A 12,780-nucleotide genomic window follows, 5' to 3' on the forward strand; every position below is an offset into this window, starting at 1 on the left:
TTTTTAGCATTTTAAATTAATTGTTTCCAAATCCGTCAACCAAGAATCATAAAAATCTTTGTTCTTGCCATACGAATTATTTACTAAAATTATCTCTTTATCAAGTAAGATTGAAAGAATACATCCATGAAGACGTACTGTCTCCACACATCTATAAGGAGATATGAACTCAACCCCCTCACGCACCATCATTTTATTAAAAAATTTAGGAGCATACCAATTCCACAAACTATTAATGACCTTAGACAGCAATGGAATTTTTGCATCAGAAGTACGTTTAAAAAGTTTATTGGCAATCGTAGTCTTTCTAAAAGAATGCACAAATACTGGCCAATCAGAAATATCCCCATCTTGACTTACTCTCATTGTTCCTTTTTCGCAATCATCTCTTTTTATAATGAGTTTTTCTTTGTTTTGTTCCTTTCTATAAGGATTTAACCTCTGAGAAGAAATGCAAAATGCCATATCTGGCAGCAGGAGGGTTCTATTATCAAAATATTTACGTAATCGACTATAAACTACTTGATCTCTTGCGCAAATATAGAAATCTGAATGTTGTTTCAATCTAGAAATATCGAACTCTGCTTGCTCTACATTCTTATAATAAACAGTCTGAGGTAGTACTACAATCCTATTATTTGGATAATGTTCTGTAATAGATATAAGGAATTTCATGTGTTCTGGATACAAATCTCCCAAGTTTCCACCTCCATTAAACAACACTGTGACATCCTTTTCTATTTTGGGAAATGTACAGGTCTCATAAGAAGCAGTATATAAGCATTGAATACCATTATCATGCATATAACATTGCACTCCTGTCCATATCAACACATCACCTATATTATGATAGTATGGTGCATCGAGCAAAATACATTTCTTCCCGACTATTTTATTGAGAGAGGAAAAAATCTCCTCTCTCAGTTGAAAAATCTTTTGCTTGTTCGTCATATTTTACTTATGTACTTCATTTGCCTTGTAATTGGTATCAAATTTTTTCAATACTTTTCTGGCAAACATCGCACTTTTATAGATATAATTATAGATCCAGTTAACAAAAAAATCTTTTTTTGGATGAACCTCATCATTAACCTCATTAAGCTTGCAAGACATGAAAGCTTTCATTTCTGGCTGCAACCATTCTGTACCATCAGAGCAAACTCTATTTCTTAATTCATAGTAATATGGAGTTTTTAACTCAGGAATTGCACCAAAACATAAAAATGCATGAGCATTATGGCAATGGGGAGCTTTACAACCATGTCCTATATTAACAAACTTCAGCGGTTTTGAAACATTCTTGTAGATATTGGCAAAATAATTGGTCTGGTAGCACTGTTTCATAGTTCCAGTAATGAGGTTCAATGTCCAAGTCCAGTTACCAGCATAACAATACTCTTTTCGTTTTACACCAAACACACTTATTTTGAAGTCAAACATCTTTGAATCGAATTGTCCCCAAGTTTTGATATATTCCTCACGAGACAACTTTGTCAACAAAGGATAATCGGGTTTACTTTCATCACGAGCAACCGTTATATGTGGCAAAGCTCCAAGATTCTTCAAGGAAACTTCTTTCATTTCCCCAATATACGGAATAAGCTCATCCGAAGGCGTAACCTCTATAGTAAAGGAAGCCTTCATTTTCTTTATCATATTCACATTTGAGAAAAACAATTCAAATTTATTCAGACGTTTTAGCTCCAAATAGTGATATGAAATCTTGAAGAACAAACGCTTACGATAATCTTCAGGAAATTCAGCGAACTCCTCGAAACGTTTCTTCAACATACCATTAGTCACAATCATCACATAATGACCTTGAGCTAATATCGCCTTTGTATAATCCACAACAGCTTGCGGCATGAGGGTTTCACCAGTCGCACATATATTAAACATACATGTACCACCAAGTCTTTCTTTAGAAAGAGCTTTCCCAATATGCTCTGCAGAATACTTAAACTTTGGTACCTTCTGGGTAAACAAAAAGTTCTGCGCTACATAGCAATAGTGACATCTTAGATTGCAGGCAAATGTTCCAACACCGCAATCTATAAATCGCTTCATCTTATCCATTAACTTTATATTTTAATATCTCTATAGGAAATACATTATAGTAATTTTCCTTCTTATAAAATCTAAATACTATATTCATTAACAGCCTAATAAGCTTCGCTCTTACTGCTAATTTAAAATCTTGTTGAGGATAAAAAATCCATTCATGAGTAAATAAAAGAACTTGCCCCCCCACAAACAAACGCTTCAAACTGCTCGGTCTTAAACTATCAAAACGTTGAGTTGTTTTTAATAGAGCCAAACCATCGGATTGAAACCAACCATCTAATTTAAGTTGAGCATTATCACACTTAGAAAGTGAATACGAAATTCTACTATCATCAGCGGACAACAATCCCTTCAACGAGTAATCTCCATTCTGTGCTAAAAAGCAAACAAAATCATAGGAAGCCTGAAAGGTGTGAATTCTAGCGAAACTATCTAAAGAACTAGGTCCAACTATTTCTTTCAAATTACAAATAACCTCTTGAAATTGTCTTTGAGACATTTTTAAGTCTTGTTCTTCATAGTTCTCTCTTCCTGTATAACCATGAAAACTAAATTTCAACCATGAAGAATTGTTTTCAAATTCTTGTTTATACAGTCTTGTTGCATTAGATAACGTAAAGTCGCCACATGTATAAAAACAATAACAAGAAACAACCACTCCATACTTTTCATGCATTTTTTTCAAATAACCAAACAGTGGAATTTCAAAAATAGAGATGGGATTCGTTTCTGTAAGCTGCTTAAACGATACTATAACATCATCCACTGAAAAATGTAAAAGTTTAGTGTCCAACATATTTACTTCTGCATATTAAAAGAAATTTTCGACAAAGTCTTGAAGAAAGCGTTAGAAAGGCTATTAAAGTATTTGTTGATTTTTTATAAATTCTATATGCTTCAAAAGTCGCATCATAATTATATGAGCTTGCTCCTCCTACAAAAAAGAAAGCAACCTCTGTATCTATAAACTTATAATAAAATCCTCTTTGTCCTGCTCTACGCAAAATATCCCAATCTGCTAACAATTTATACTTTTCATCAAAACCATTTAACATTAGAAGGACTTCTTTTTTCATAGCAACAGCTTGGTGACAACAAAAAGCTTGGGTACCCGTAAAATTAACATGAGATGCTTTTTGTTTTTTTTGTTTAAAATCAGAATATTTTAATATAACATTTCCATACACCACATCAGCCCCATCGCTATTTTCCATCAATACTTTGATGCCATCCTTAGTATATTCATCATCACTTCCCAGATACATCACCCATTCACCTTTCGCCATTTTCCATCCCTTGTTAAAGGCATCATAAATGCCATGGTCAGGCTCTGAGATATAACGGAATCGAGCATCTTTGCTCACGTATTCCTTCACTATTCCGATGGTATTGTCTTTTGACGCACCATCTACCACAATGCACTCCCAATCCTGATAACTCTGATTGAGCACGCTATCCAGCGCACGTCTCAAAGTCTTCTCAGAATTGTAAGTGGCTATAATTATTGAAACCATACTCATTTAGTCTAATAAAGATATTTCAAAATTTTATATTTATTGCTTGCCAATACTATTACACCTGCGCATACCGATGCCAAAGCAAATACTACCAAAAACTCTATTGCCCCATATTCGTAAGGAAGAATATGCTTATCTGCAAGAACATGAAATACTGTTACTGGCACAAAGTGAATAAAGTATATCATGATGCTCATCTTACGTAAAAAGACATAGTTAGAATTCTTGGAATCTGTTGCAATCTTGGCACATAACGCAGGAACACATATCGCAATTACCGCATTAAGAACAAACACATATTCTCTTATAAAGAGTTCTGCTAAAATTGCCCCCCCAGAAATTGCAGCCAAAGCCACAGTAGGTACACTCGCCCTCCTCAACTTAGGCAATAAATAATAGGCAGCCTCTATCCAAAAAATGGAGCGAGTAGGCAAATAAAATGAATCCAAATGGAAGCCATCACCCTCACCGTGCAGATAAATTCCCCAGCAATCATCAATATATCCACATTTGACCAAACTGAAATAGAGCCAGATAAATGCACATAGGGCGAATACGAAATGCTTGTCTAAGTATCTGTTAAGCAAGTAGCAGATAATAGTGCCATATATCAAAGCCATAATAAACCAAGAGCCTTGCGCAGTTCCGGTGGTTAATATTTTCGGAACTATCCACAGATACCAATCATTAGGATTGTGTCTTATGAATTGAGAAAGCCAATGAGGCATGAGTAATACTGACCAACAAGCTAACAATATCAGAAGTCGCTTGCAGAAATGCCCCAACTTGCTCCAATCATTATTGTTGAATTCTATCTTTTGCCAAAACAGCATGGAAGAAACAACAAAAAAGATGGAAACAAACACTGGACACAATTTTTCATACCAATCTTTTAATGGCTCTACTGCATAAAATAACGGCCATGTATGGATGCCCACAATGCCTATGCAACAAACGAACTTGAGTAAGTCTAAATATGGATAATATTTCTTTTGCATGATTATTATTTTGTTCTCAATTTATTTTTGATTCTACAATACCAATAAAAAGCCTTCTGCAACCATCTTCTATGAAGAGATACAGGATAATCATACAATTCGAATGAGCATGTATCCAAATCATCCTTCAAAGAGTCAATTTCTTTTGTAGATGCCATCATACCAAAGATCAGCCCTCCTCTTCTGAATGTACGGAACTTACGGAGTCTAAAAATATCAGGATAATAATTCAAACAATATGTTCCATATGTCTCAAACTCGCTAAATCCTTGCAAGACTCCAGGCTGTATCGCATAGATGCACTTTTTGAACCACAAAGTTTCTTTAGGACATCCAGGTATTTCCGCCTGTCCAATCTTTGCAATTAGTTCACGCATTATCTTCACATTGAAAATCATATGCTCAGATATAAAGGAGTAGTCAGCCTTCTTTGGTGCATCAAACAATTTATCTATTGTGCTAAAGTATGGTGCATGATGCTCGGTCTTTGGCATAAAGAGATATTTTTGCCCCCCCACATCTTTGAAATCCAAATGATTAAGAGGAATTGTATCTGCATCCCAGACAAGATACTCCTCCTTTGCAAAAGACGTAAGCGCAAAGCCCATTTTGAGAAATTGCTGGAAGTACCAACCAACAAGATTGATTCCTAAATGCGATTTCAAAACTTTTCTTACAACCGCATAACTTAAACCATCAACTAGCATATTTTCATCTAATAACTTTAGGTTATCAGCAATTCCCTCTAGTAAAGAAAAATTCGATAATTTTGTTATTACAAAAATATGCTCAGGACTAAGGTTCTTATTAATAAACGGAATGTTTTTCTTCAAGAAGAAACAATTCTTATACGCTACACAAATAACTAAATCCATTACTCAATAAAATTTTTAACCCAATTATCTATTCTCAAATTTAAAATACTCTCTCTTGGTGAAGTTGAAAGTTTCTTATCTAACAAAGTAACATCCAATATAGGATTCTCTCGGCTAATGATATGAATATAATCAGAATTAAAAAAAGGAAAATTAACAACAAAAGTATTAGTTGTATAAATATGCTTATTAGCTGCTAATGCCCAAATCAGTCTTGGAGTTGTACCAAATTGAGTCGGATTATCCGTATCTAATACAGCCTTTGATTGTAGTATTATCTTATTATACTCTTCTGAAGAATACATTTTGTTTGTTACGAAAGGAAAAGAAAGTTCCCCACTGTTAACTTTGAATTCATCGATAGCCTCTCTTTTCCGAAAAAGGCATAGTTTTAATAATCTTATCTTCTTACGAAAAGATGTTGGCGAACATTTTACGACCAATTTTATATAATTAGAGATTCCCATTTTTTGCAGTTGAAAATATACCTTTTTGTAGATAGCTAAACGACCATGATGATTAGTTCCTATCGAAGAAATGGTATACTTTACAGCAACATTGGCATCAGCTAAATCTTCAGTCCAATAAAACGGGAGAAATGAAGTATTAGTAAACTTTGATTTTTCCACATCATGTAAATCAAAAGAAAACACCTTATCAAAATACTTAGCATTGCGAAAAAAGTCATACCATCGATTACTATCCCAAATATAAAGAGATGATTTTATATTAGGATTTCGTTTTTTCAAATAATTCAGCAGATATGGATCAAACGTTGTTCCTTGAATTACAAATAAAACATCAAACTTTTGATCTAAATCTTTATTTTTACATTTATTTTTCCAGTACATCAAGGGAACCTTCTTCAATTTCCACTTTAGTAGATTAAAAAGTCGAATTAAGAAAAAGCCCATTTTCAAATACGGATCAGATTTAAAATCATCCTGTATTAAGCATGTAACTTTATGCCCTTGTTTACACAACTCTTCATATATAGGCTTATAAAGCCCCAAGTAGCTAGGCGCTATAAATAAAATCTTCATATCTGCTTTTTCTGTGTATAAAGTTTTACAATAAAAGAAACTATTAATATGGCTATGAGTACTATGAAATTTGACCAACCATCTTTGTTAAATCCAAATATACCTTGTATTATTAAATCAAAGTACCAATAGATTAATGCAAGTTTCCAAAAATGGATTTTTCCTCTTCCTATAAAGAAATAGAAAATTACAGCAATGACCAAAATAATAACCAGTGCTATTGGTAGGCCAAACTCTATATACAAATCACCAAAAATTGTTTTAAAAATCAAAACTGGAACACCTGTAAAAGTTTTCCAAAAGGCATATCCATCCTGTACAGATTCTGCATTATATTCTATTCCAAAAATATAAGGGAACAATCTTGTTCCATAGGGATGCATTGTAACTTGGTTCCAAAATTGCAAGCCAAGATTAGGAAAACATTCTCCAAAATATCTCGCTATACCTGTCAATGGGGTCTCGGAATCCGAATGGGCTAGTCGTGCAATCGATATAAGAACTGAATAAAATGCAACGACAGAGAAACCAACTACTCCTATTTTCTTGAACTTCCTTTTTAGAGAAAGATTTAAATGAGGATAAAAAATAATAATGTAGAATGCAAATGACCAAAATACAAAAAAAAGATTTCCTCTAGATCCTAAAGCCAATGCGAAAAAGAACTTACTAAAGAATATTAATCCTAACAATAAGAATGCCCTTGATTGCGATATTTTTTTAGAAATTAATCCATACAAAGAATAACACATTACAAACGGTGCAAAAGAATTCATCAAATTAATATTAAAATTAACAAACTTAATGAGTAAGAAATTATTTCCATACAATAGCTTCTGAGCAGAACCATCAACAGCCGAAGCTTCATACATAGAATCATATCCCATCTGTGAAGCGACTAATGCATTGGAAAAATTAAGTATCATATATAAAGATGTTATAATTACCCAAACATTTAAAATCAATTTTACTGTATTATTATATGGTATTTCATCCCATTTTATCGTCTTATAAGTAACATTCTTAAATGGATATATTAAAAACATTATTGAAATAAAGCAATAAAAATAAGGAGAGAAATCTATCTCTTTATTATAATTGATTGGCAATACAGCTTCATAAATTCCTGTAGAACAAATTATAATTCCCATAAATGCAACAAAAGTATAATAGGCAGAAAGAGAATATGTCAAAGACATTTTTCCTTTACTTCCATATCTATTTGAAGCAAACAAATATAATAAGAAATTTAATACTAAACAAACTAGAATTGTCATTACAGTAGTTTTAATCGTTTTACAATACCATATAACTTCTCTCTCTCTGAACTAGACACACCCATATAAAGGATTGAAATTACAGAAATCAATTCAAATATAACTATACAAAATCCCATTGTCAAAAATGTAGTTTTTACTAACATACTATATACAACAATAAAACAGATTGGTAACACTGTCACTCGCATTATTGGAACCAAAGTTTGTGTTATATAAAAAACAATCGGCATACGAGTATTCTTATTTATAAAATATAAGCCTATGATAAAATTTATCAATCCACGCGTCAAAAGTCTTGAAAAGAAGACCCACACGAAGGGAACTCCTATATAAAGAAACAAAAACGTCACTACAAAATGCAAAAGAAATACACTAGATATTGACAACTGATAATTACGTATTTTCCCAGTTGCCCCTATACTTGAATAAAAGACTCCAGAAGTTGCATCTATTAAAGTTCCGATTAATATAATTCTACAGAAATCAACTGCATAATTCGGTACAGTTACAAGCCACAATGAAAGTAGATAGTCCATATAAAATACTATAGGAATTGCAAGCATAAAGAACAGAAAATAAGAGAATTTTGAGGATCTGCATAATAAAGAATAAAAACCACTCATCTCATTAGCTGCATATGACTTAACTAACTGAGGTTTAAACGCAGTTTGATATCCACTAGCAAAACCTGATAATGCATTATTGATTTGATTCGAAAGTCCTAATGCTGTATTTAAAACCACACCACCAAATGCATTAAATATCAACCCTATACCGGATTCCGACAAAACACCAGCCAAACTTCCTATCATATTCCATCCTGTAAAAGATAGGATACTACGGAAATTACTAATTTTATTTTTAACAGTAAAACAACAAAAAGTTATCTTTTTCTTACAATATAAATAATATACAACATAAATGAAGAAAGCATTAAAACACATCAACACAGAATAAAGCTTCAATTTATCCATAAAGAAATATGAAACCCCAAACGTGAGCATTAGTTTAAGAAACGCTTCTAGAATTCCTATTTTTGCAAAAAATGCCATCTTTTCGGTTGCTATTATTGAAGCATTATATGGCACTTGCAAAATACTAAACACAAATGATAAAAGCGACACATAAAATGCAAAAGAAGCTGCACTATAACGAATTGAAGGTATATTTAGATTCCTGCTAAAAAATATCCAAAAGATACTTCCTAATATTAAAACTATGATTGAAAAGATCAAATAGCAACTAAAACATGCACTAAAAACTTCTTGCAAATGAATGCCATTATTTCTTCCCATTTCATAATTCAAGAAGCGCTGAGTAGCCTCACTCAAGGAAGATTTCAGGAAAGAAAAGATTACAACAATAGTACCAACTAAGTTATATATACCATAATCAGTCACACCTAAAACATCCAAGACAACACGAGCCATGTAAAAATTAATTGCCATTATAACTAGCATTCTAATATATAAGGCAACCGTGTTCTTTGCTATACGTTTATTATTTATATTGTCTGAAGACATACAAATATTCTACCTTTAATTTTAATAATGTTATTATCTACCGCTATACATTGCCATATAATACTTCTGATAGTCGCCGGAAGTGACGTTGTCCATCCACTCCTGGTTCTCGAGATACCACTTCACAGTCTCCTCGATTCCCTCCTCAAACTGGAGAGATGGCTCCCAACCCAATTCCTTCTGCAACTTTCTAGAGTCGATGGCGTAACGCATATCGTGACCCTTTCTGTCGGTTACGTAGGTGATGAGATCCATATTCTCACCTTCCTTTCTACCGAGCAGACGGTCAACAGTCTTGATGACCACCTTGATGATATCGATGTTCTTCCACTCGTTGAAACCGCCGATGTTGTAAGTCTCGGCAATCTTACCCTTGTGGAAAATCATATCGATGGCACGGGCATGATCTACTACATACAAACAGTCGCGCACGTTCTCACCCTTACCATATACTGGCAATGGCTTGCGATGACGGATATTGCTGATAAACAGCGGAATCAACTTCTCAGGGAACTGGTATGGACCGTAGTTGTTAGAGCAGTTGGTCACGATGGTAGGCATACCGTATGTATCGTGGAAAGCACGGACGAAGTGGTCTGAGCTTGCCTTGGATGCGGAATATGGAGAGTGAGGATTGTACTTGGTTGTCTCCAGGAAGAACTCCTCGCCGTAAGCCTCGTGGTTCTTACCGCTGGATGCCTTGGTAGTGAAAGGTGCAGGAATGCCCTCAGGATGAGTCATCTGCAAAGCACCATATACCTCATCGGTAGAGATGTGGTAGAAGCGCTTGCCCTCGTATCCCTCAGGAAGACTTTCCCAGTAAATCTTTGCCGCCTGGAGCAGAGACAGGGTTCCCATCACGTTGGTCTGAGCGAAAGTGAATGGATCCTTGATACTTCTATCTACATGGCTCTCGGCAGCGAGATGAATGATGCCATCCACCTTGTAGTCCTGCATCAGTTTCAGCATCAGGTCGAAATCGCAGATATCACCCTTAACGAAAGTATAGTTAGGCTTGTCCTCAATGTCCTTGAGGTTAGCCAGATTACCTGCGTAAGTCAACTTGTCGAGGTTGATGATGTGATACTCAGGATATTTGTTCACGAAAAGTCTTACTACGTGTGAGCCGATGAAACCAGCACCGCCCGTGATAATGATATTCTTCATTTCAATTATTTCATTTTAAGATTAGCAATACATTTTTCTAAGGAATCCACCCAATAAGGAACCTTTACACCAAAGGTCTCCTTGATGGTTCGCTTATCCAATACAGAATAAGCTGGACGAGTTACAGGAGATGGATACTCAGAACTATAACATGGTTGGATATCGCATTCCGTATGACCGGCAATCCTTGCAATCATCTGTGTGAAATCATACCAGGAGCAGACACCCTCATTTGAGAAATGATAAACTCCAACATATTCATCCTTGCTCTGGGCAGCCTTTATCTTATCCAATATGGTGATGATGGCATTAGCCAAATCGAGTGCGTATGTAGGAGTACCACACTGGTCGAAGACAACCTTCAATAGTGGCTTGGTTGCCGTCAGATTAAGCATTGTCTTGCAGAAGTTCTTGCCAAACTCAGAATACAGCCAAGCCGTACGGATAATCACATAGTCACAGCCAGTAGCCATTATCTTCTGCTCACCATGAAGCTTCGTTGTTCCATATACGCCAGTAGGAGTTCCCTTCTGGTCAGGATTACATGGCACATTATAAGGTTCCTTACCAAAGACATAATCAGTAGAGATCTGGATGAGCAGACCATCAACCTCCTTCATCGCCTTAGCCAGATTTTCAGGAGCCTCCGCATTGAGCTTTTCTGCTAAAGCAGCCAGTTTCTCATCTGTCTCGCAGGCATCCACATTGGTCCATGCCGCACAGTTCACGATGGCTTTCACATCATTCTCCTTCACCATCTTGCGGATGGCATCCATATCAGTGATATCAAGGAAAGTAGTTTCCAAACCTTCCACCTGATTGACATCGGTAAAGATATAATGATCTGTTGTATTTTGGCTAACGATGCGCATTTCATTTCCAAGCTGACCGTTAGCACCTGTTACTAAAATATTCATGACCTAGTATTCTAAATTCTTCTTTAATGTTTGATTGCCTTCATCCAATATCGAAAGCAGATATCTTCCATAATCATTTTTGAGCATAGGTTGTGCCACCTCACGAAGTTTCTCAGCCGTAATCCAACCCTGACGGTATGCGATACCTTCCAAGCAAGCAACCTTCAAGCCTTGGCGCTTCTCCAAAACTTCGATAAAGGTTGAAGCCTCTGAAAGGGAATCATGAGTTCCGGTATCAAGCCAGGCAAATCCTCTTGCCATAGTCTGTACCTTCAGCTGCTTATCCTTCAGGAACTCCTGGTTTACTGTTGTGATTTCCAACTCACCACGAGCAGATGGTTTGATATGCTTTGCTACTTCTACAACCTTGTTAGGATAGAAGTATAAACCTACCACAGCATAGTTGCTCTTTGGATGCTCAGGCTTCTCCTCAATACTTAAGCAATTGCCTTGTTCATCGAACTCTGCGACACCATAGCGCTCAGGATCACTTACACGATAACCGAAGACGGTTGCCTTGTTGTTCTGCTCTGCATCTACTACTGCTTGATGCAGCATCTGATTTAATCCTGCACCATAGAAGATATTATCGCCTAATACGAGGCAAGCAGCCTCATCGCCAATAAATTTCTCTCCGATAATGAAGGCTTGGGCCAAGCCATCTGGTGATGGCTGCTCAGCATACTCGAACTTGACTCCAAACTGGCTTCCATCGCCTAATAGGCGCTTGAAGCCAGGCAAGTCAAATGGTGTTGAAATAATGAGTATCTCACGGATACCTGCCAACATCAAAACCGATATAGGATAATATATCATCGGTTTATCAAAGATAGGAATCAGCTGCTTGCTGATACCCTTTGTGATAGGGTACAAGCGTGAACCGCTTCCACCTGCTAATACTATTCCTTTCATTGTCTTAATGTTAAATGATTAGTATCTTGTTTACTTGTATAAATCTACATCGATATCGAATGGACTATCAAAGTCTTTCAGCATAGCATGTTTTGTATCTTTCTCAGAGAGATTAGCATGCTCTGTAGGAATCTTCCAATCAATACCGAGGGTATCATCGAGAATAGAAATACCACCATCAGCCTCTGGATGATAGAAGTTATCACACTTGTATTGGAAGACTGCTGTTTCTGAGAGGACAGAGAAACCATGAGCAAAACCCTTAGGGATGAAGAACTGGACATGATTATCTTCAGTCAGCTCTACAGCCACATGCTTGCCATAGGTTGGTGAGCCTTTGCGAATATCTACAGCTACATCGAGCACTCTACCTTTTACGCAACGTACCAGCTTGCTCTGGGTATAAGGTGGACGCTGGAAGTGCAGGCCTCGCATTACGCCATAGCTGCTCATAGACTCGTTGTCTTGGCAGAAGTGAACACTG

General features: G+C 35.9%; 13 protein-coding genes. All 13 read right to left on the bottom strand.

Going from position 1 to position 12,780, the window contains the following annotated elements; all coding sequences use genetic code 11:
• Positions 1-3 precede the first annotated feature (3 nt).
• Positions 4-951: a polysaccharide pyruvyl transferase family protein gene (locus tag DWV53_RS11210; RefSeq protein WP_118153866.1), complete on the bottom strand. Its 948-nt coding sequence runs from the start codon at positions 949-951 to the stop codon at positions 4-6.
• A gap of 3 nt (positions 952-954) precedes the next feature.
• Positions 955-2,076, bottom strand: a complete 1,122-nt coding sequence (locus tag DWV53_RS11215; RefSeq protein ID WP_118153869.1) for a radical SAM protein — start codon at positions 2,074-2,076, stop codon at positions 955-957.
• Positions 2,069-2,860: a hypothetical protein gene (locus DWV53_RS11220; RefSeq protein ID WP_118153872.1), complete on the bottom strand. Its 792-nt coding sequence runs from the start codon at positions 2,858-2,860 to the stop codon at positions 2,069-2,071. Before DWV53_RS11220 ends, DWV53_RS11215 begins: the two co-directional genes overlap by 8 nt.
• Complete coding sequence (locus tag DWV53_RS11225) at positions 2,847-3,578, bottom strand: glycosyltransferase family 2 protein (protein ID WP_181992478.1); 732 nt, start codon at positions 3,576-3,578, stop codon at positions 2,847-2,849. The genes DWV53_RS11220 and DWV53_RS11225 overlap by 14 nt, the downstream gene beginning before the upstream one ends.
• A gap of 11 nt (positions 3,579-3,589) precedes the next feature.
• Positions 3,590-4,579: an acyltransferase family protein gene (locus tag DWV53_RS11230; RefSeq protein ID WP_118153878.1), complete on the bottom strand. Its 990-nt coding sequence runs from the start codon at positions 4,577-4,579 to the stop codon at positions 3,590-3,592.
• 5 nt (positions 4,580-4,584) lie between these two features.
• A complete protein-coding gene (locus tag DWV53_RS11235; RefSeq protein ID WP_118153881.1) occupies positions 4,585-5,454 on the bottom strand; it encodes a DUF6492 family protein in 870 nt (289 codons plus the stop codon).
• On the bottom strand, positions 5,454-6,497 hold the full coding sequence (locus DWV53_RS11240) for a hypothetical protein (protein WP_118153884.1): 1,044 nt from the start codon (positions 6,495-6,497) through the stop codon (positions 5,454-5,456). The genes DWV53_RS11235 and DWV53_RS11240 overlap by 1 nt, the downstream gene beginning before the upstream one ends.
• Positions 6,494-7,774, bottom strand: coding sequence for an O-antigen polymerase (locus DWV53_RS11245; RefSeq protein WP_118153887.1), 1,281 nt, complete (start codon positions 7,772-7,774; stop codon positions 6,494-6,496). Before DWV53_RS11245 ends, DWV53_RS11240 begins: the two co-directional genes overlap by 4 nt.
• The gene (locus DWV53_RS11250) at positions 7,774-9,300 is read right to left on the bottom strand and encodes a lipopolysaccharide biosynthesis protein (RefSeq protein WP_118153890.1); all 1,527 of its coding nucleotides are present in this window, start codon (positions 9,298-9,300) and stop codon (positions 7,774-7,776) included. Before DWV53_RS11250 ends, DWV53_RS11245 begins: the two co-directional genes overlap by 1 nt.
• A 33-nt stretch (positions 9,301-9,333) precedes the next feature.
• Positions 9,334-10,467, bottom strand: a complete 1,134-nt coding sequence (locus DWV53_RS11255; protein WP_118153892.1) for a dTDP-glucose 4,6-dehydratase — start codon at positions 10,465-10,467, stop codon at positions 9,334-9,336.
• Between the two features lie 5 nt (positions 10,468-10,472).
• On the bottom strand, positions 10,473-11,384 hold the full coding sequence (rfbD, locus tag DWV53_RS11260; RefSeq protein ID WP_118153895.1) for a dTDP-4-dehydrorhamnose reductase: 912 nt from the start codon (positions 11,382-11,384) through the stop codon (positions 10,473-10,475).
• Positions 11,385-11,387: 3 nt separating this feature from the next.
• The gene (gene rfbA, locus DWV53_RS11265) at positions 11,388-12,296 is read right to left on the bottom strand and encodes a glucose-1-phosphate thymidylyltransferase RfbA (protein ID WP_118153898.1); all 909 of its coding nucleotides are present in this window, start codon (positions 12,294-12,296) and stop codon (positions 11,388-11,390) included.
• 30 nt (positions 12,297-12,326) lie between these two features.
• Positions 12,327-12,780, bottom strand: a 454-nt coding sequence (gene rfbC / locus DWV53_RS11270) for a dTDP-4-dehydrorhamnose 3,5-epimerase (protein WP_118153936.1), incomplete at its 5' end; no start/stop codon positions are given.

It is taken from the genome of Segatella copri (assembly GCF_003465495.1).
Taxonomy (GTDB): domain Bacteria; phylum Bacteroidota; class Bacteroidia; order Bacteroidales; family Bacteroidaceae; genus Prevotella; species Prevotella copri_G.